A 19,660-nucleotide genomic window follows, 5' to 3' on the forward strand; every position below is an offset into this window, starting at 1 on the left:
AAGTAACTCATGTAACCTCGCCGATTTAACGAACTTTTAGAAAGACAAACGTGGGCGAGGACTAGTGGTGGCAATAGAAAGGATAAACTTGTAAGTAAACACTTACTCAATCTATATGTTTATTTTAAAAGCCCATAAAAAGTTAGTAACAACTAACCTTCTTCAGCTTTCATTTTTACTAGAGCGGCGAGGCTAGCTTCTGCTGTGGCTTTTTTTTGCTTTAGCTCATCACTATTTTTACCATCATTCTCTGCGAGCCTTGCATCAATATCGGCAATCATCTGCAACAGCGTTTCTTTACTCTTTTCTTTTTGCTCTGCTTGTTCAGCCTTATCAAAAATCACGTCTTCTGGAGACGCTTCTTCTTTAGTGATTTGCCGAGGTGATTTGGCAATCATTTTTAAACCATCCGTCTGAGGGCGCTGGTTCATAAAACTAGGCGAAACAATTTCAATATTGGAATCATGCAAGGCATCAAGTACAGCTTTGTGCAGCCTTGACCGGGCGCTGAGCAAGCTCTTTACTTCGGTCAGTAACCCGGAAATACGATAACTTACAGAGAAATCGCCTAGCCCCATTACCTGAACAAAAGGCTCTGTCAATTTCGCATTTTCGGCCGCAGCAAGTAGATGCTTTTCAATAACGCTGTGGTGAATATCATAGCCTAAGCTAATATCCACGCTAACAATTGCACCAGAAGCACGAGTGACTGAGACAGGCGAATTCACCATTAACGTGTTGGCAAAGGCAATAAGCTCTCTACTCTCGGTCTGAATTTCGACATCAAGTAAACCCATTTCGGTAACGCGTCCGCTATAACCTTCCACCTTAATAAAGTCGCCGACCCTGAAGGGGCGGTTTACCCGAAGTACTATTCCTGCCATCAAATTGCCTACCATGGTGGTAGATGAAAATGCAATGACTCCAGAAATAAGTACACCGATAAGTGCGATAACCTGATTTCGCGTACTTTCACTCACTGGAAGAGTCATCGCTATAACAACGGCCCCAATAATAGTAAGTACCAACATACCGACTTGACGGGGCAACTTCTGTTCGCTGGTAAGATGGCTCTGCTTTGCAAGAAAGAGATAATGTAATGTAATTAGAGTACTTAGCACCAAACCTATAGCGATGAGTAGAGGAACAAAATCAAGAAACGCACTGAACACGGTATCCATTAGTGATGTTCGCGCAGTACCCGATAATTTTTCTGTATCCACAGGTTTCCCTCTAAGGTTATTTTAAGAAGCACTTGTTAAATTAGCTTTTCACGTTCTCGTTCAAAGTAATGCTTTTGAGTCTAGTGACAGTTACTCTAACGAAACTGGTGAACGCCCCTCGGCATGTACGTTACCGACTAAAACATCTGCCAATGCTTTCAGACTATAACTGGTAACCTTGTTATCACCCTTATTACCTTGTCTGTCTATACTTATCGCATAACTAAATGTAGCGATAGCTATGTCTGCCACATTTTTGAGGTCTTTCGCTTTATACGGCATTCGTAGCGGAGCAAAAACCACAGTTTTGTTTTTTGTTTTCGCAGCAGTCATCATCATTTTGCTAAATGCCATTACATCAAGTTCACTTGCGCGTCGCTTTACATGTGTAGGTAAATCGAACCCACCTAACTCGTAGTTAGCGTGAAGTGGGCTAATATTGCCAACTACTAGCACATCTGCTTGTTTTAAAAGATTCATAGCTAATTGTTGTTTTGGCAATGCCGTTAAGGGTAGACAAGCAAACTCTAAGGGCTTATTGGTACTTTTTGAACTTGCTTGCATCAGTGCACTTTCAAATGCTAAACACCTTGCGGCATCAGGCATTAGCGCAAGCCAGCGCGTTGATGTTAAAGGAAGTTTCCCCTTTCCGTACAATACTGAAACCGAAGCCCTGGAAAGCGCTTTCTCAATCTGAATCCCCTTGTTTTTTAGACTGTTAGGATTATCAATCGATGTATTTTCTTTTGCTTCATTAAGCCACCAAGATACAGGCTTGGAAACGAAGCTTTCTAAATTAAACTGTTGTTTTACTTCGAGAATGCGGTTAAAGGAAGGCACTAAGAAAGCGCTTTCTGAAAATGAGTCTGTTGACTTGTTTACAAGCCTTACTGCTACTTTATCTAAAAGCTTTGAGAATGCGTCGATATCTGTTTTATTTCTTATAGTAAAAGGCATAAGCGCAATATCTGCACCAGCACTGAATGCGCGAACGAGTGCTTCTTCATGCGAAAAGAACTGTGTAATACCAGCCATATCTAACGCATCTGTAACCACCAGGCCTTTATACCCCAATTGCTTACGAAGCATGTCGGTTAATATCTTTTTCGACAAGGTAGCAGGAACAATTTGTAGCTTGCCATTCTTGTCTAAAATTTCAGTATCATCCAACGACGGGTACTGAATATGTGCGCTCATTACCATTGCAGGCGGGGTTGCACTATTAATAATATTAGCAAAAGGGAGAATATCACCTGCCATAGCCTGAGCTTTAGTATGGGTGACTTGGGGTAAGCCACTGTGGCTGTCCACATGGGTATCGCCATGACCCGGGAAATGTTTAATAGCGCTCAAGACACCCGTACTTTGCATGGCACTAACAAATGTTCGACCGAGTGCAGCCACTTGTTCTGGGTTTTCAGAAAAGCTGCGTACGTTTATAACCGGGTTCTTCGGCTCGCTATTTACATCCAGCGACGGCGCAAAGTTAGTGTTAATCCCCAACGGTAACAGCGTTTGTCCTATATGCGACGCTACGCTTTGGGCAAAGGCATTGCCCCGTTGGTGAAAGGTAGCGCCGATGGCCATGTTACCTGCGAACGGTGAAAGCATATCTGAAGGCAACCTCGCAACTCTCCCGCCTTCTTGGTCTACTGCAATAAATAGTGGCTGTCTACCTGCATTTACCATATGTTGCTGCATGCTGTAATTAAGCGTAATTAACTGCTCGGCATTTTGTATGTTTTCCGAAAACAAAATAACGCCACCTATATTGTGTGTACTGAGCACACTCAAAAGCGAAGAAGGGATTTCGGTCATAGGCGTGCGACAGCGCGATGATGGCGTATCGTCTTCACAGAAATAGCGAAAATCCAAAATGATTTTTTGCCCAAGCATATTCTTTACTGCGTTGACATCTTCGGCACTAATCATTTCCACGCTAGCCGTTTCATCCACAGCCTTTTTAGCGTCCCCCTTTGTACCGCTTACCTTCTTGGCGCTGATTGGGGGCAACTCTGTATTGGTGGCAATTAGGGTAGATGCGTCGGCGTTTAAAGCATTTGCCGTTGCGCTAGCAGCAAAAATGCCGACACTGCATAAAACCAAAATGCTTGAAAGAATATGGCTTAAACCCAATACAGAAGCACGCTTTTTACAAATAACTTGCTGGAATAACAATGTTTATCTAATCCTTGGTAACACAGAGCACAATACGGTACGCTAGCATAAATGAGAGAAGCATGTTCGCCAACTTTGAACTGTATTCATACCTTCTCTTACGCGTTAGTTTATATAATATGCTACGTAAAAAGACATACCTGTAGGGCAAGTTGAACTTAAGTAAACAATAAAAAGCAGCAGGTCTTAGGCACACATAAATTTTAGTTTGGAAAGAAGTATGGATTGGATGTCAGTCATCCCCCCTCTTGTGGCTATTGCCGTCGTTTTTTGGAAAAAAGAAGTCATACTAGCACTGGCGCTGGCCGTACTGTCTGCTGAAGCCTTAATTTTGGTAAACGCTGATATCACAACCAGCTACATGGCCCCTATTAATGCCATAGAGCGCGTGGTTGATACCGCTGCTAGCCCGGGTAACACGCGGGTGCTCATTTTCTCTGTACTAGTTGGCGCGTTACTAGCCTTCATACGTGATTCTGGTGGCGTAACAGCAACCGTTAACTTTCTGGTTAATAAAGGCGTAGCGAAAAGCCGCAAACAAGTAGGCGGTTTAACCATGTTTACCGGTATTGCCGTATTCATAGAATCGAACCTAAGTGTGCTTACTGCAGGTATCTTCGCCCGAGGGTTATTTGATCGATTCAACATGAGCCGCGCACGTTTGGCTTACATAATTGATTCCACCAGCGCGCCAGTTTGTATTTTGATTTTATTAAACGGCTGGGGGGCGTTTATACTCAGCCTACTCGACGCCTACGAACTACCCGCTTCGTCAGCTTCCATTTTATGGGGCAGCGTATTTTTTAACTTTTACGCTATTTTCACCTTACTTATTGTGGCTTACACAATTTCGGCTGATAAAGTGCACGGACCTATGGCTGAAGAAGAAAAAGCACTGTCTCATGTTGAGGTAAGTCACACACCTGAGCCTGCCACTAAAGCGCGATTTATGCTGGTTCCGCTGCTGGTGATGGTATTGAGTATGGTTGGCTTCATGTTCTGGACAGGTAACGGTGTTTTATCTGAAGGCAGTGGCAGTAAGTCTGTTCTTTATGCTACGGCTCTTGCTACTGCTATTGCATACGGTCTGCTTCTCGTTCATAAGCGCTTTACTCATAAAGAAGCGGTAGACATCGGTTTTAAAGGGATGGGTGAACTACTCCCCCTAGTTACCATAGTGTTACTTTCATTAACCTTAGGCAATAGCCTTAAGGTGCTAGGAACAGGCGTATTCGTTGCAGGAATAGTGGGTGAATACCTTCCAATGGTGCTGATTGTTCCCATGTTGTTTATTGCCGGCGGGATCATGTCGTTTACCACAGGTACGTCGTGGGGTACGTTCGCCATCCTTATACCTATTGGTGTACCACTAATTCAGAGTTTAGGATTGCCTCCTTCTTTGGTTATTGGCGCTATATTGGGTGGCGGTATATTTGGCGATCACTGTTCGCCTATTTCCGATACCACAGCCGTATCTTCGCTAGCTGCCGGTACTGACGTATTAACGCACGTTAAAACCCAGTTCCCTTACGCACTATTTGCCGGTGCACTTACGCTTATTGCCTATTTTGTAGCAAGCTTAGTCATGCTTGGCTAAACACGTGACTAACGTTTGTTGGTAGCCGATTGCTAATATCAAGGCGTTAGCAATATCTGTAGCAAGGAGTTTTTTAATGAAAAGACGGATAGCAAACATCGGGTTTATCTCGATGATAGTGGCATTCATTTCAGTAGTGGCAGCATGTTCACATTCGCCAAACGACTCGGTTAATACTGTTGGAGAAAATGCCGTAGGCTTAAGTCAGCAGGCCGTTGCTATGCCTGATAGCTATAGCGCGGATGCTGCTATGCAGGTACTTCAGGAAGGCGGCAACGCTATTGATGCGGCTATTACTGCTCAGTTTGTTTTAGCTGTAACATTGCCAGAGGCGGGTAACGTTGGCGGCGGCGGCTTTATGACAATAAAGTTTGAAGATAGTACCGACTTTCTTGATTACCGTGAAATGGCGCCTGAAAAGGCTCACCGCGACATGTACCTTGATGAAGAGGGTAACGTAAAGCACAAAGAGTCTTTGTTTGGCGCTAAAGCGTCGGGTATTCCTGGTACTGTTGCGGGTATGTGGGCGGCACACAAAAAATACGGCACATTGGATTGGGAACGCCTACTTGCGCCAGCAGTAGACTTGGCTGAACAGGGCTTTGTGGTACATGAAAAATTAGCAAATAACATCGCCCGTTATATTTCGCGCACCCAAGAAAAAGGCATCGACAACAACTTCAGTGAATACTTTGCAGATGCAAAAGCAGGCGCTACTTTTAAGCAGCCTGAGCTAGCAAAAACACTTAAAGCTATTCAGCAACAGGGCAAAGACGGCTTTTATAAAGGCGATGTAGCAAAACATATTGTTGATTTTATGCAGCAAAATGGCGGCCTTATTACCTACGAAGATTTGCAAGCTTACAAAGCCGTGTGGCGTGCGCCCCTTCACTTAAACTGGCAGGGCTACGAGCTCGTTACTGCTCCCCCTCCAAGTTCAGGTGGCGTTGCCGTAGCGCAATGGATAGGCATGCTGGAAGCCTATGATGCAACCCACGATTTGCCTGCGCAAAACAGCACTGAATATATTCACGTTATGTCTGAAATAGGCAAGCGTGTGTTTGCCGATCGCGCTGAATACATGGGCGACCCTGACTTTGTCAGTGTTCCGGTAAAAGCGCTCACAGCCGCTAACTACATTACTGAACGCGCAGCAGAGATTCAGCCCGCCAGCATTTCTGATACGCCAACCGTGAAGCCTGGCTTGAAAGAGAGCGAAGATACAACTCACTTCTCAATAATGGACAGATGGGGTAACGCCGTTGCCAATACCACTACCATAAACCTTACTTTTGGTAGTGGCGTTGTTGTAACTGGCGCCGGCTTCTTGTTGAACGATGAAATGGACGACTTTAGCGCTAAGCCTGGTGTGCCAAACTTCTTTGGGGCTGTAGGTGGCGAAGCGAATGCGATTGAGCCCTACAAGCGTATGTTGTCTTCTATGACACCAACGCTTGTTACTAAAAACGACCAAGTGGTTCTGGTAACAGGCTCTCCGGGCGGAACCACCATTATCTCGTCAGTTGCTCAGTCACTACTGAATGCACTGCTTTACGATATGAGTGCAGAAGAAGCCGTGAACTCACCGCGTTTTCATCACCAGTTGCTGCCAAAAGACACCATTCGTATGCATGACGGGTTTACTGAGGCTACCGTTAATGAACTGAAAGCCATGGGCTATACCATCGATAACCGTCGTTTTGGTGATGTGCACTTAATTAAACGCACTAAGAACGGGGTGGAAGCGGCGTCTGAAAAAAGCGGACGGGGTAAAAGCCTAGTACAACCTTATTAGCACAGCCGTTCTAGCACAGCATTATTAGCTTGTAGTCATGAACTTAAATCTATAGGCGAGCCGTATTGGCTCTGCCTTAAGGTTTCGGCATTCAGCAAGGTAAAAACTAGTAACTACAGCAACAGAGCGGTGTCGATAGGCACATACTTCGACGCCACTTTTTGAATACTTTCAGCCGTTAACGCGGGAACGCCGTACACAGTTACAGTTTTCCCTTTTTCTTTAAGCGCGTTTACCAAAATATCGAAATCACCATCACCTGACACCAGGATAATTTCATCAACCTGATTGGCGTGTTCTAGCGCATCCACCGTAATACCTACATCCCAGTCGCCTTTAGCCGACCCGTCGGCGCGCTGAATGAAAGGCTTTAATTTCACCTCAAACCCAATGGCGCGAAGAATGTTTTGAAATTCACGCTGTTTGCTGTCGCCTCGGTCGATGGCGTATGCAAAAGCATGGGTTATATCTAAGTTGTAGCTAAGCTCACGCCAAAACTGGTTGTAATTAAAGTTACGTTTGTACGCCTGACGACAGGTGTAATATACGTTTTGTACGTCTACAAGCACTAAAGCTTTTTTCAAAACCACTCTCTTTATCGATTTACTCAGTTAATGTTTTCTGATGTTATAGCCTTTTGCTAGTAAAACCAAAAAACCTGATGATGAAATATATGCGCAAAGCGCACAATTACCTGGGCTTAATTTTGTTTGTGCAAATAGGTCTATGGTTTTTAAGTGGCTTAGTCATGGCCTTGTTACCCATAGATGAAGTAAGAGGTAACCACTTAAAGAACAGTATCACCACTTCCTGGCACAAAGCAGCGTTCTCCCCTTCAGATATATTAAGTGAGCACAGTAGCTCAGCGTCGCTTTCTCTTACCCATCGCGTGAATACCTCACAATCTTCGCTTGATGCTATCCCAGTTTATTATGTCGTGGATAGCGATAATGCTTATCGCTATAGCGCCTTAACAGGTGAACGGTTAAACGCACTGCAGGAAAAAGCTGTGCGAAAAGCAGCTACAAAGCAATATGCAGGTGATGGTGACATTGTCGAGGCACAGCGTTTAGATGAGCTACCGCAAGAAGTACAAAACTTGTCAGCACCTTTGTGGCAGGTCAGCTTTAACGACGAGCTCAATACCCGGTTTTACATCGACCCAAATACAGGCAGCGTTTCACGGGTACGTACCGACACATGGCGACTTTTTGATTTTATGTGGATGCTACACATCATGGATTATAAAGATAGAAGTAACTTTAACTCGCCTTGGCTCATTGCTTTCTCTGGCAGTGCCCTTCTATTTACGTTGACTGGTGTAGGCTTACTGTATCAAAGGTTCAAACCACGAAAAAAACGGCAAAGCTAAACTTTGCCGTTTTAATACAGTGCTCTACTAAGGTTTTACATGTGCTTAAATAAGGTTTGTTGCCACCGCACCTGCTATAGCAGCACTCGATAACGACACCAAAGCACTGGCAAACAACCACCAAGCTACCGATGCAGCAGTTGCTCTTACACCTTCGGCTTCGTCTAATGCAGCCTGTTTGAGGGCACTAATACGTTTTGCCGTTTCCGCTTTTACATCTTCGTATCTTTTAAGAAGATCGTTACGGGCATCATTATACTTGGCGATATAGTTATCTATATCTTGTTCACTGATTGCCTGATTGTTAGTTAATAGAGCGCGAATAGAGGTTTCATCCATCTTCTTGACGCGATTTAACACTACATCAGGTGTATGACTTGGATTATCCAAAATTTCCATGAAATCGGCTTTAAGATTGCGGTATTGAAGCTCTGGTCTGTCTAAACGATCGAACCAAGCCTGAATTCGTTGCTCTACCTTTGAACGTTTTGCGGGTAAATTACTTGCCTGCTCTTCATAATTTTCATCATTAGAGGTAGTTTTGCTCTGCATGAATGAAATTGCAGAATCATAAGCTTTAAGTACTTTATCTGCCTTTTGCTCATCCATATTATCATGATGCTGCAGCAAACCTTTAAGCGACTCTCTATCTACACTCGCCGCGCGGTTAGATAAGATGCGATATGCACCTTTAGGGTTATCAAAGATGTCATTAAGATCTTTTTCCAATGTTTCAGGTGTTACCGCTTCTTGGTCAGAATCGTTCAGATAAGTAAGTAACTGTTGACGATACTGCTTACCTTTCTCTTCATCTCCTGGAGATAACTTGTCAAACAATGCCGTTGCTTTTTGTTTGTTTGAACCTTCTTCTTTAAGGGTATTTTTTACCTCATCGTAAGTTTGAGATAGCTGCTGTTTCTGTTCGTCATTTAACGAAGGGCGTTGGTTCGCGATATCAAGAATAAGCTTTTTCGCGACGCCAGAATCGTCCGTAGAGTATTGCTCTTCCACTTCAATTTCATTAATCAAGGTTTCCAGCTCTTTTCGCAAGTCTTTTGCCGAAAACTGAGACTGAGTCGTTCTATCGATATACTGTTTGATTTTTTTATCAATGTCTGAAGTATTAAACTCATCACGCACTTCATCATGAACCGCTTTAACCGTTTCTTTAGCAAACGTCTTTGCTTTGGCTTCATCACTTTGAGAAAAGCTGTTCACGGTAGCGTCTGTTATTGCCGCCGCACCTTTGCGTAAGTAGCCAATCATGTTGCCAAGAATCGATGAAGTTAATTTTGCATCTAAAATTAGCGCGCTTATAAAAAACAGTGACCAAATAACTACACCTAAAATCATGCCATTTAAAAGGCTTTCTGCCACGCTAATTTCGATAGCTAATAAAGTTGCAATAAAAACGGAAATAGACATAGTCACCATGGTAAAAATACCGAAAGCAGAAGAAACTTTCCTACCTGTCTTTTTAGTATTGTGTGAAGAATTACTATTTTTACTACTAGAATTATTATCGCTATTATCGGAAATATCTCCTATAGCACTAATACCTGATGCAATAGCCAAATTACTCAAAAGAAATTGTATACCTACCGCAACAACAACACCGGTAATAACACTAGTAAAAAATACGCCTGACAATGAGGTTGTATCTTCTACTACGGCTTGGGCGCTAACTAAGGAGGGCAGTAATAATATGCTCGCCAAAAAAAGATAATTTATTTTACGCATGGTGATTTCCTTGTTCCAGATTGAAGTAACTTCGTGTCGTCACTCAATAGAAAGCAACATAAATACCAGCGTTCAGAGGTGATGACAATTTCTTTAATAAACAATCAGATAAAACCATACTCCCCGTCAATCAATCATTGTTTTTTATTGAAAACGTAAAAACAATATTAAAGACAATGTAAAGATTGGTCTAACGTGTGTAAATACGTAACCCTATTATGTATAAAATTGGTAAGACAATGCTTCTTCTCTTTTATTAACTATTAATGAAAAAGACTTTTTGCAATCGTAAATTGACTTTTTAATTAAATAGAACAAAAAAATTAAAAACAACTTAAAAAGAAAAAAATTCATAATTAATCAGACACCTACACAAAAATAAAGTATTCAAATTTTAATTATTGCTTCCCAATTATCAATTCCTAAAGGTAATTACCCGCACTACTAAAAGCACAGTTCCTTTAATAGACGGTATACCCGTTGCACAGTTATTTTTGTCTTAAAGCGGTAGACGCAATTCAAGGTAGTTTAATTTTTAAGGAGAAAAAGATGGATATTCGTAAAAGACACAATAACACATCGCTATTAAAGAAAAGTTCCATTGCTGCTGTCGTAGCACTTGGGCTAAGTAGTGGTGTAAATGCACAGGAATTGGATGAAGCTGAGCGCTCTCAAATTGAAGTAATTAAGGGGCAAACAGATGTTGATGTTAAGCAACCTGCTCCGTCAGTAGATGTTAAACAACAAGATCCTCAAGTTGATGTAGCGGTAGGTAAACCTGAAGTTGATATAGACTATCAGGACCCAGAGATTTCTGTGAAGCAACAAGAGCCTGAAGTAAATGTTGTGCAAGCAGAACCTCAGATAGAAGTTAATGCAGCGAAACCAAAGGTAACTGTGAATCAGGCAGAGCCTGAAATCACTATTGAGAGTAGCGAACCCGAAATAAACATCGTCCGCAGAGACGCTAGTGGCGACATACGGGAAGATAGTGATAAGGCCATGGTGGCGCACATGACTATTAACGAATTAGAAGACAACGACGTTGTAAATACCAGCGGTGAAGAAGTCGCCTCAATTGAAGAAGTTGTGATGCAAAAGCAAAGCAGCGATGTTTTTCTTGTTGTGGAATCAGGCGGCATGATGGGTCTTGGCGAGAAGAAGAACGTCATTCCTCTAAATGAAGTGAAATTAGAAGGTGGTAATTTACTGCTTTCTTCAAATAGAGAAATTCAGCAGTTTCCTGAGTACGTTGAATCTCGATATTCATCAATAAGTGAAAAGCAGCAGACATTAGAAAACCTTTTGTCAGCTGAATGATTTTCGCCATTTTTCAATAGATGATCAACGCAAACCAGATACCAAAGGAAATGACTATGAATTTCAAGAAAATTGAGAGTAAAGCCTTAGTAACATCAGCACTACTAACGTCTGCGATGTTTACTACGAGTAGCTTCGCACAAGAAACAATGAGTTCGACGTTAGAGCCAAGTAAGTACGATGAAATTATGCGTACTTACGATAAAAACAAAAACGGGGAGCTTGATAAAAGTGAGTTAGCTCAGTATATGGCCAGTGAACAAAGCAGTGAACGTAAAGGCGACAAGGTCACCGTAACGCAAAAGCCTGCAATAGTGACTATTAACCAAAAGCCTGCTCAAGTCACAGTGCGTCAGCCTAAACCTGAGATTACGATCACCACTAATGACCCAGATATCACTATAGATCAGCCTGACCCTGAGGTAACTATCTCTCAAGCTCAGCCTAGAGTGAATATTAAAGCAGGAAAGCCTGCCGTAGATGTAAAACAACAAGACCCTGAAATAGAAGTAGCGCAACCAGACCCAGAAGTTGCGGTTGAAAAAAGCGATCCTGATGTCGAATTAGAAGGCAACTACATTGAAGTGGATCAGTAAAGCCGTGATCGGGCCCTATCGAAATATGCCTATTGAGATATCTCAATAGGCATATTGTTTTAGCCTATGCGAGGCTTCTTAACTTGCAAACAACTGATTAATATCTGCAAACGCTTTAAACTCTAAAGCGTTACCAAAAGGGTCTTTGAAAAACATAGTGGCTTGTTCACCGGGCTTTCCCTTAAAGCGAATGTAAGGTTCGATAACAAACTCGATTCTTGAAGCCTCTAGCTTACTTGCCAGCGCTTGCCAATCGCTCATAGTTAACACAACGCCAAAGTGCGGTACAGGCACGGCATGATCATCAACCCCGTTGTGAGCAGGCGGTGATGGCATAGCCTCTACACAGTGTGTGACCAATTGATGACCGAAGAAATCCCAGTCAATCCACTGAGTATCACTGCGCCCTTTTTCACACCCCAATAGTTCGCCGTAGAAGGCTTCTGCATCAGTTAAATTAGTGACCGGTATGGCAAGGTGAAAAGGCTGAACCATGAACACTCCTGTTATAAGAACTTATTAAGTAACGATAGCTTCAATTTTGAAAACGGCGCGTAACGAAAGAACACGTCTAATGCAAAAGAACGCTTCATCACCGTTTTAATATGACTAAATGTATCAAAACCTGCTTGCCCATGGTAGCTACCCATACCGCTACTCCCGACACCGCCAAACGGCAACTCAGGGTTAGTCATAAACAGCATAGTGTCGTTAGTACACACACTGCCTGAGCTGGTTTTGCTGATGATATTATCAAGCACCTCATCTTTGTCACTAAATGCGTATAGAGCGAGTGGCTTAGGTCTACTGTTCACAAGCTTGATGCCTGCATCCATATTATCGACAGTGATAATAGGCAGGATTGGACCAAAGATTTCTTCTTTCATCAGCGGGCTATCTAACGAAGGCTCTAGTACAAGGGTAGGTACCATTGCTGGTCGGGACTCATCCAGTTCGCCGCCATACACTACATTGACGTTTTCAAGATAGCTCTCTAGGCGCTTAAGATGACGATGATTGACAATATTGCCGTAGTCTCGTGACGATAAGGGGGCTTTTCCGTATTGTTTTTTAAGTTCTTTTTTAACCGCTTCAATAAGCTTTTGCTCAAAGCCCTTTTCTACAATGACATAGTCAGGGGCAATACAGGTTTGGCCAGCATTCATCCACTTCCCCCACACTAGGCGACGGGCAGTTACTGCAAGGTTTGTGTTCTTATCAACAAAGCATGGGCTCTTTCCGCCAAGTTCTAGGGTTACCGGGGTTAAGTGCTTTGCTGCAGCACTCATAACAATTTTACCCACCACTTCACCGCCAGTGTAGAAAATGTGGTCCCACTTGCAGGCAAGTAACGCTGTGGCTTCATCCTTACCGCCTTCAACCACAGCAACACATGAATTATCCATGTATTGAGGGATAAGCTTAGCCACCAGCGACGATGTTTCTTGTGCTAGTTCGGAAGGTTTTAATACCGCGCAGTTACCCGCCGCAATAGCAGCAATGTAAGGCGCAAGTAGTAACTGGAGCGGGTAATTCCACGCTCCAATGATAAGCACGGTGCCAAGGGGTTCAGGCTTGCGAAAGCTTTTACCGGGCCACGCTACCATTGGCGTAGATACTTTGCGTGGCCTTGCCCATTTGTCCAAGTGCCTAAGCGTATGTTTTATATCAGAGAGCAGAAAGCCTTGTTCGGCCACCATGGCTTCAGTCTTACATTTACCTAAGTCATTTTTAAGCGCCTGCAAAATGTCGTGCTGATTGTCTTTCAGTAAAGTTTCTAATGCCTTTAGCTGACTTTTGCGCCACTCCAGGGACTGGGTTTTCCCCGTATCGAAACTGTCGTTAAGCTTGTGAACAACGTCAACGAAACACACGCCAGTTTCCACTGCGTGAAGAGAAGGTCTATTTGGCATAAGAAGGCTCCGATAGCATAACCCCACCGCAACAATTCTATGACTCGCTTTGGTATTATTGCTGGGTAAAGCAGCGTGGTAATTAACTGATACTATCTTATATTAGTAGGGATGTTCGAAGACAACGCAACTAAATTGTTAATTAATGTTTAATGCGCGTCGTCCCAAACACTAAATGAGAGATTTATATGTATAAGATACAGGCGCTAAAAAATGAGGCGTGATAGAGGTAAATGAAAAAGAGGTAAAGTTTGTCAGCAACAAAAAAGCCCAGTAAACACCGGGCTTTTAAATGTATCTAATATCGCGCTATTACGCGTCGTAAGGACTGCGTAAAACGATAGTTTCGTTTCTATCAGGGCCTGTTGACACGATATCAACTGGCACACCTGTTAGCTCTTCAAGACGCTTAATGTAGTTTTTCGCCGCTTGTGGTAGGGCTTCAAACTCAGTTACACCAAAGGTGTTGTCTGTCCAACCTGGCATTTCTTCATATACTGGCGTTACTTTGTCGTAACCGTCAGCGGCCATAGGTGGAACGTCTTTCACATTGCCTTCTGCATCTTTGTAGCCTACACAAATTTGAAGGCTTTCAAGACCGTCTAGGACGTCGAGCTTGGTTAAGCAGAACCCGGTGATAGAGTTAATTTGCACTGCGCGTTTCATCGCAACAGCGTCGAACCAACCTGTACGGCGCTTACGACCTGTGGTTGCGCCAAACTCGTGGCCTTTAACACCTAAATGTTGGCCTACTTCACAATCTAGTTCAGTAGGGAAAGGACCTGAGCCTACACGCGTGGTGTATGCTTTTACGATACCCAATACGTAATCTAGCTTAAGCGGACCGAAACCAGCACCCGTTGCTACACCACCAACGGTAGTGTTAGACGAGGTTACATAAGGGTACGTACCGTGGTCGATGTCTAGAAGTGTGCCTTGGGCGCCTTCAAACATGATAGGAAGACCGGCATTGTGCGCTTTGTCTAGTTCGTCAGTTACATCAACAACCATTGCTTTAAGAATGTCAGCAACTTCCATTGCACCTTTCAAGGTTTCATCAAAGTCTACCGCTTCTTCGCCATAGTATTGCGTAAGTGTGAAGTTATGCACATCTAGCACTTCTTTCAGCTTTGCTGCGAAGTCTTCGGCGTTAAATAAGTCGCCTACGCGTAAACCGCGACGAGCTACCTTATCTTCATAAGCAGGACCGATACCTCGACCCGTTGTACCAATTGCTTTTGCGCCACGGGCTTTTTCGCGCGCTACGTCAAGTGCAATGTGATAAGGAAGAATTAGCGGACAAGCTTCACTAATCTTTAATCGCTCGCGCACTGGAACACCACGCTCTTCAAGCATAGTCATTTCTTTCATTAGTGCGTCTGGGCTAAGCACAACACCGTTACCAATAATACAGGTAACATTATCGCGTAGAATGCCTGATGGGATTAAGTGAAGTACGGTTTTTTCACCGTCGATTACTAGAGTGTGACCTGCATTGTGTCCGCCTTGGTAGCGAACAACATATTTTGCGCGATCAGTGAGTAGGTCTACGACCTTGCCTTTACCCTCGTCACCCCATTGAGTGCCGAGTACCACAACGTTCTTTGCCATGAATCATATGTGTAAGAAAATTAGGCGGGGATTCTACAAAATTCTAGGGCAAGGATCATCTCTTTTTCGAACAAAAATACGACTATTTTATTTTTATTTTTGAAATCACAAAGATGCCCAACCGTCGTCGGCGGCTTTTTAAAATAAGGCTTTGCTAATTGTTTTATAAAACATATTCCCTAAAGCGCTAATTTTAATAGCATTCTAAACATTAGCTAGCACAAAACCTGAACAGACGGTCAATTATAGATTGCGCAACTTACAAAACAGCTTCTTTTAACGTTAACTGAAATAAAAAAGCAGTAGCGCGCCAATTATCACAAGGGTACCGCCAATTTGGCGTAATTGATTACTCGGCTGCTGGCTAATTTGAAGTAAATAATTGCGCCACTTATTTGGAAAAAGCAGTGGCCCTATTCCCTCTATAATAAGTACCAAAGCAATAGCGGGTAATAGCCACTCCATAAATTTATCCTTAAAGTCATGAGCTGTTAATAAGTATATCGTTAAGATTTTGCCACGTTTTACGCGACATATTGTGCTGGCTTTCTAGTGTCGACTTAAGCTACCTTTTAAGGTATTTCCGACAGCGCGCATAAATCAATATATTCGGGCGTATGATATAAGCCAAAACCAAAACGTAACCGGTTGCCTCTGAAGTCAGTAAGAATATGGTGTGCTTTGAGCTTTGAGGCAAGGGCTTTTGTTACATCGGCATTATCTAACTCGAAGGTAAGAAAATGCCCCCGGTTTGCTTCATCACTTACGACTAGATGTTTTTCGTTTAGCAAGGGATGGTTGCAGGTGGCAAGTTTCTCTAGAAAGGTACGCTGCATGCTCATTACGTAACTATTGATTACTGCTACATCAATACTATTTTCTTCAAACATGCGAAGCACAGCTCTCAATCTATATAGCGCGGTAAAGTCCATAGTGGCACCGGCAAAGCGCATACCATCTAGACTATATTGCACGTTGTTATCACCGCCCATTTCTCGGGGTTTGTCTAACTCGCCAAACTCTGCAAACCAGCCGGTATACGTAGGTCGTAGCTTACACCCCACCGGCACGTGGGCAAAGCACGCGCCCTCTCCCGCCTGGGCGTATTTGTAACTGCCCGAAAGATAAAAAATACGATGTGCAATATCGGAAAGGTCAGTAGGCTTTGCCATAAAGCCGTGATAACCATCAACTACTACGAGAGTATTGTCGTTAGTTACACTACGTACAATATCTGCAACGTCACTTACCACATAACCAGAATTGAAAAAGACCTGACTAAAGAAAACTAGCTCAGGATTGTGTTCGGTAATAGCGGCCTTAAAGCGTGAAGCAAAGGTATTATAGGGCTTGGTAGGTACGGTTATAAGTTCTATCTCCCCCTGCTCTTCTAGTCTACTCGCTTGGCGCTGAAAACTGTGAAATTCACTGTCTGTCGACACCACTTTATAAGGTGCAGCACTTTCTATGCTGCTCATAATACGATAAAGCAACTCATGAGTATTTGGCGCAAAAACGATTTGCTGTGGCGCACCAGTATTCAGTATGTTGCTAATGCGCTGTTGCAGCTCCGGCACTAAAGTTTGGAAAAAATATCCCCATTTTTCGTCTACGTATTTCGCACTGTCATCCCAATAGTTGAGCATTGCTTCGCGTGTGCAGTCTGGCCAAAAATAATGACTATGACACGCATAATGCTGTTTGCCTTCATTGGCGTTGAGAAAACCCGTATAGAACTGCTGATATGCCATGCTTTGTTGCCTAATATAAAAACCGCTTAAACCCTATCAAACTTCGACGTATTTCGCATAAATCTGCACCTACAGCAAAACATTTATTTACAAATTAGGTGTAAATAGTTTTGCCCAAATCATTGCGCTTAACGATATTTCTTATATACATACACCCACTGCAAAATTGAAAAACTCTGCTATACCCTATAGAGGTAAGTTGTTTTGTAGGTCTAGTTAGCAAGTTCCATCTGTTCCACGCAGACACATATTAAAGGTACTTTATGCGTTTCCCTAAATACGGAAATTATTCATTGGATATCTCAGGTAACGTTCTTGAAGTGTTTGCTACCGGAGCGTGGAACCTTAAAACAACAGAATTTTTTATAGAGGAAATGCATGGGCTTATTAATAGGTTCAACAATAAGCCTTGGGCCGCCTTAATGGACGGACGCCGTTGGGTATTATCTACGCCTGAATGTCAGACCCGCTTAGCGGATGCAATAAAGGTGAATATTTCGAAGGGGCTTACTCGCTCAGCGTATGTGTTAGATAGCGGAATGGTCAAGCGCGCTCAGCTAGAACGCACCCATCCTTCCAAGCAACGTGACTTTGAAACAAACAACTATGAACGGGAGTACTTTGAAAAATACTTTGAGGCGCTTAACTGGCTGCATGAAGAAGGGTTTTCACCTATTCGCTAGTTTTTAACGAACACCATTATCGACCCGAAAATACGCTTATTTTCACACCTATTGGGGTTAGTTGTAAAAGCCAGCTCCACTAACCATGCAGCTTGTTTTTTAGCCTAAGGCGACGGTTTTAGCGTTATGGTGAACGCTAAAACCCAAATAAGCTTAGTACAACAAGCTATAGACTTTACGACGATACTCTGACTTAAGCGGGTCGCCGTCAGCGAGTGCGTTCATCATATCCATCATTAACTTTCTGGCATCGCCAAAGCCAAGTTCTTTCTTTAATACAGTATAAAGAAGTTCTAGTGCATCTTGTGCTTTGTTTGCTTGCTGCAACTGAACAGCTAAGTCCACCTTAAGCTGCAGGTCATCGGGGTTTGCCTCTACCGCCGCTTGAAGCTGGCGTATTTCAGGCGTATCTGCCGCTTGTTCTGCAAGTTCAATTTTCCCTGCCAAACTCTTATAACGAGAATCTTGATCCACCAGCTTAATCTCTTCAAGCAAAGCTTTAGCTGCATCGATAGAGCCAGTCTCAACGTAACAATCAATAAGCATATACTTAGCGTTTACGTTATCAGGGTTAAGCGTTAAGGCTTCTTTTGCCGCGGGTAGTGCCTCTGCATACTCACCTTGCTGAATCGCTTTACCCGCAGCAGCCAGTAAATCGTCTTCCGGGTTAGGTAGATATTTATCTAGCATTTCGCGAATTTGCTGCTCTGGCTGAACACCCGCAAAGCCATCAACAGGCTGACCATTTTGCACAACCATAACGGTTGGTAAACTTCTAATACCAAACTGTCCAGCTACTTCTTGCTGTGCTTCGCAATCAACTTTGGCCAAAATCAAATGCTGGCTATATTCACCTGCAAGCTTTTCCAGAATGGGCATTAGGTCTTTACAGGGTTCGCACCAATCTGCCCAAAAATCGATAAGCACCAGTTTTTCTTGCGATGCTTCTACAATAATTTGCTGAAAGTTTTCTACCGTAATATCTACGATGGTTGCTTGGCTATTCGCAACGAGATTTTCCATAACGCAGGCCTTTAATTTCTTGTATTGAGAGGAATATGGGGCAGGCGCTGGAAAATTACAAGGCTAACGGAAGTTATCTTTAGCTTCAAAAAAAAGAAGGCATACTCTTTTTCCGAAAAATAAGCCGTTTCGCATTTGTCGCTTTCACGACAATCTCTTTCTATCATGAATGTTAATGTAGTGTAAAACCGCGCTATTGTGTGACTTTATTATTAAGCCACCCTACTTTTATAAAATTTGGCCGAGAGGGTTTTATGACTACACAAACCAGCACAGACACTCAGTTTGCTTCATTCAAAGAGTTTTACCCGTTTTATTTAAATGAGCATAAAGACGGCACTTGCCGCACGCTTCATTTTATCGGCTCTTGGCTAGTTCTTAGCGTTATCGCACTAGCAATATATATGGCGAGCTGGTCGCTCCTATGGTTTATTCCGCTAGTAGGTTATGGCTTTGCTTGGGTAGGTCATTTCTTTTTTGAAAAAAATCGCCCCGCTACATTTAAACACCCCCTTTATAGCTTGATGGGCGACTGGGTTATGTTTAAGGATATTCTTGTAGGCAAAATTAGTCTTAAAGGCTCATAACGATTTCACAAAGGCTAGCCCTACGTTTATATCGACAACACCCGTTGCTAGCGCCCCGCGTTATTATGCGTTGCGGAATGTGTTGCGATTTACGTAGGGATAAGCACTTTTAACGGACAATCCAGCCCCTTCACCGCACACGCTTTACATACCAGAAACGAAAGCGATATGGTTAGAATAAGGTTCACAGTTTACTAAACTAACCGTAAAGTTAAGGTTAAAGCATAACTGAGAACACACTACCTATCGCGCTTAGCGCAAAAAGAATAAC

17 protein-coding genes are annotated in these 19,660 nt (G+C 43.0%); 7 read left to right on the plus strand and 10 right to left on the minus strand.

Annotated elements, in window-relative coordinates:
• Nucleotides 1–152 precede the first annotated feature (152 nt).
• Together D1814_RS05115 and D1814_RS05120 are read right to left on the minus strand one after the other, a co-directional pair.
• Nucleotides 153–1,223, minus strand: a complete 1,071-nt coding sequence (locus D1814_RS05115; RefSeq protein WP_118490396.1) for a mechanosensitive ion channel family protein — start codon at nt 1,221–1,223, stop codon at nt 153–155.
• Between the two features lie 90 nt (nt 1,224–1,313).
• A complete protein-coding gene (locus D1814_RS05120) occupies nt 1,314–3,401 on the minus strand; it encodes a glycoside hydrolase family 3 N-terminal domain-containing protein (RefSeq protein WP_118490397.1) in 2,088 nt (695 codons plus the stop codon).
• Nucleotides 3,402–3,621: 220 nt separating this feature from the next.
• Here D1814_RS05120 and D1814_RS05125 point away from each other — a divergent pair, with 220 nt between their 5' ends.
• Complete coding sequence (locus D1814_RS05125) at nt 3,622–4,998, plus strand: Na+/H+ antiporter NhaC family protein (RefSeq protein WP_118490398.1); 1,377 nt, start codon at nt 3,622–3,624, stop codon at nt 4,996–4,998.
• A 76-nt stretch (nt 4,999–5,074) separates the two neighbouring features.
• Nucleotides 5,075–6,793: a gamma-glutamyltransferase gene (ggt, locus tag D1814_RS05130; RefSeq protein WP_118490399.1), complete on the plus strand. Its 1,719-nt coding sequence runs from the start codon at nt 5,075–5,077 to the stop codon at nt 6,791–6,793.
• A gap of 113 nt (nt 6,794–6,906) precedes the next feature.
• Here ggt and D1814_RS05135 read toward each other — a convergent pair whose 3' ends face one another.
• A complete protein-coding gene (locus D1814_RS05135; protein ID WP_025256717.1) occupies nt 6,907–7,377 on the minus strand; it encodes a LabA-like NYN domain-containing protein in 471 nt (156 codons plus the stop codon).
• Between the two features lie 89 nt (nt 7,378–7,466).
• On the opposite strand from D1814_RS05135, the gene D1814_RS05140 reads away from it, so the two are divergent.
• On the plus strand, nt 7,467–8,165 hold the full coding sequence (locus D1814_RS05140) for a PepSY domain-containing protein (RefSeq protein WP_232368981.1): 699 nt from the start codon (nt 7,467–7,469) through the stop codon (nt 8,163–8,165).
• A 45-nt stretch (nt 8,166–8,210) separates the two neighbouring features.
• On the opposite strand, the gene D1814_RS05145 is transcribed toward D1814_RS05140, so the two are convergent.
• Nucleotides 8,211–9,905 (minus strand): hypothetical protein, encoded by a 1,695-nt coding sequence (locus tag D1814_RS05145; protein ID WP_118490400.1) that lies wholly within the window; start codon nt 9,903–9,905, stop codon nt 8,211–8,213.
• A gap of 549 nt (nt 9,906–10,454) precedes the next feature.
• Between D1814_RS05145 and D1814_RS05150 the strand changes: the two genes are divergently transcribed.
• The gene (locus D1814_RS05150) at nt 10,455–11,225 is read left to right on the plus strand and encodes a PRC-barrel domain-containing protein (RefSeq protein ID WP_118490401.1); all 771 of its coding nucleotides are present in this window, start codon (nt 10,455–10,457) and stop codon (nt 11,223–11,225) included.
• A gap of 56 nt (nt 11,226–11,281) precedes the next feature.
• Nucleotides 11,282–11,821, plus strand: coding sequence for a DUF6470 family protein (locus D1814_RS05155; RefSeq protein WP_162889820.1), 540 nt, complete (start codon nt 11,282–11,284; stop codon nt 11,819–11,821).
• 78 nt (nt 11,822–11,899) lie between these two features.
• On the opposite strand, the gene D1814_RS05160 is transcribed toward D1814_RS05155, so the two are convergent.
• The 5 genes from D1814_RS05160 to D1814_RS05180 all read right to left on the minus strand — a co-directional run bounded on the left by D1814_RS05160 (nt 11,900) and on the right by D1814_RS05180 (nt 17,096).
• A complete protein-coding gene (locus tag D1814_RS05160; RefSeq protein WP_118490403.1) occupies nt 11,900–12,316 on the minus strand; it encodes a VOC family protein in 417 nt (138 codons plus the stop codon).
• A gap of 11 nt (nt 12,317–12,327) precedes the next feature.
• Nucleotides 12,328–13,734 carry an aldehyde dehydrogenase family protein gene (locus D1814_RS05165; protein ID WP_118490404.1) on the minus strand — a complete coding sequence of 469 codons (1,407 nt, stop codon included), beginning with the start codon at nt 13,732–13,734 and terminating at the stop codon, nt 12,328–12,330.
• A 312-nt stretch (nt 13,735–14,046) separates the two neighbouring features.
• Complete coding sequence (locus D1814_RS05170; protein WP_118490405.1) at nt 14,047–15,345, minus strand: adenylosuccinate synthase; 1,299 nt, start codon at nt 15,343–15,345, stop codon at nt 14,047–14,049.
• A gap of 282 nt (nt 15,346–15,627) precedes the next feature.
• The gene (locus D1814_RS05175) at nt 15,628–15,810 is read right to left on the minus strand and encodes a DUF2065 domain-containing protein (protein WP_118490406.1); all 183 of its coding nucleotides are present in this window, start codon (nt 15,808–15,810) and stop codon (nt 15,628–15,630) included.
• A gap of 107 nt (nt 15,811–15,917) precedes the next feature.
• Complete coding sequence (locus tag D1814_RS05180) at nt 15,918–17,096, minus strand: aminotransferase class V-fold PLP-dependent enzyme (RefSeq protein ID WP_118490407.1); 1,179 nt, start codon at nt 17,094–17,096, stop codon at nt 15,918–15,920.
• A 263-nt stretch (nt 17,097–17,359) separates the two neighbouring features.
• Between D1814_RS05180 and D1814_RS05185 the strand changes: the two genes are divergently transcribed.
• On the plus strand, nt 17,360–17,779 hold the full coding sequence (locus D1814_RS05185) for a hypothetical protein (protein WP_118490408.1): 420 nt from the start codon (nt 17,360–17,362) through the stop codon (nt 17,777–17,779).
• A gap of 153 nt (nt 17,780–17,932) precedes the next feature.
• Here the strand turns inward: D1814_RS05185 and trxA are convergent, their stop codons facing one another.
• Nucleotides 17,933–18,802, minus strand: a complete 870-nt coding sequence (gene trxA / locus D1814_RS05190) for a thioredoxin (RefSeq protein WP_118490409.1) — start codon at nt 18,800–18,802, stop codon at nt 17,933–17,935.
• Nucleotides 18,803–19,056: 254 nt separating this feature from the next.
• Here trxA and D1814_RS05195 point away from each other — a divergent pair, with 254 nt between their 5' ends.
• Nucleotides 19,057–19,389 carry a DUF962 domain-containing protein gene (locus D1814_RS05195; protein WP_118490410.1) on the plus strand — a complete coding sequence of 111 codons (333 nt, stop codon included), beginning with the start codon at nt 19,057–19,059 and terminating at the stop codon, nt 19,387–19,389.
• The last annotated feature ends 271 nt before the right edge of the window (nt 19,390–19,660 follow it).

The sequence above is a fragment of the Alteromonas sp. BL110 genome (assembly GCF_003443615.1).
Classification (GTDB): domain Bacteria; phylum Pseudomonadota; class Gammaproteobacteria; order Enterobacterales; family Alteromonadaceae; genus Alteromonas.

Bases quoted from the DNA above. Each gene is read 5' to 3' on its own strand.
- ggt (WP_118490399.1), top strand. From the start codon at position 5,075: ATGAAAAGACGGATAGCAAACATCGGGTTTATCTCGATGATAGTGGCA.
- D1814_RS05155 (WP_162889820.1), top strand. From the start codon at position 11,282: ATGAATTTCAAGAAAATTGAGAGTAAAGCCTTAGTAACATCAGCACTA.
- D1814_RS05185 (WP_118490408.1), top strand. From the start codon at position 17,360: ATGCGTTTCCCTAAATACGGAAATTATTCATTGGATATCTCAGGTAAC.
- D1814_RS05170 (WP_118490405.1), bottom strand. From the start codon at position 15,345: ATGGCAAAGAACGTTGTGGTACTCGGCACTCAATGGGGTGACGAGGGT.
- trxA (WP_118490409.1), bottom strand. From the start codon at position 18,802: ATGGAAAATCTCGTTGCGAATAGCCAAGCAACCATCGTAGATATTACG.
- D1814_RS05180 (WP_118490407.1), bottom strand. From the start codon at position 17,096: ATGGCATATCAGCAGTTCTATACGGGTTTTCTCAACGCCAATGAAGGC.
- D1814_RS05150 (WP_118490401.1), top strand. From the start codon at position 10,455: ATGGATATTCGTAAAAGACACAATAACACATCGCTATTAAAGAAAAGT.
- D1814_RS05165 (WP_118490404.1), bottom strand. From the start codon at position 13,734: ATGCCAAATAGACCTTCTCTTCACGCAGTGGAAACTGGCGTGTGTTTC.
- D1814_RS05160 (WP_118490403.1), bottom strand. From the start codon at position 12,316: ATGGTTCAGCCTTTTCACCTTGCCATACCGGTCACTAATTTAACTGAT.
- D1814_RS05145 (WP_118490400.1), bottom strand. From the start codon at position 9,905: ATGCGTAAAATAAATTATCTTTTTTTGGCGAGCATATTATTACTGCCC.
- D1814_RS05175 (WP_118490406.1), bottom strand. From the start codon at position 15,810: ATGGAGTGGCTATTACCCGCTATTGCTTTGGTACTTATTATAGAGGGA.
- D1814_RS05195 (WP_118490410.1), top strand. From the start codon at position 19,057: ATGACTACACAAACCAGCACAGACACTCAGTTTGCTTCATTCAAAGAG.
- D1814_RS05140 (WP_232368981.1), top strand. From the start codon at position 7,467: ATGCGCAAAGCGCACAATTACCTGGGCTTAATTTTGTTTGTGCAAATA.
- D1814_RS05125 (WP_118490398.1), top strand. From the start codon at position 3,622: ATGGATTGGATGTCAGTCATCCCCCCTCTTGTGGCTATTGCCGTCGTT.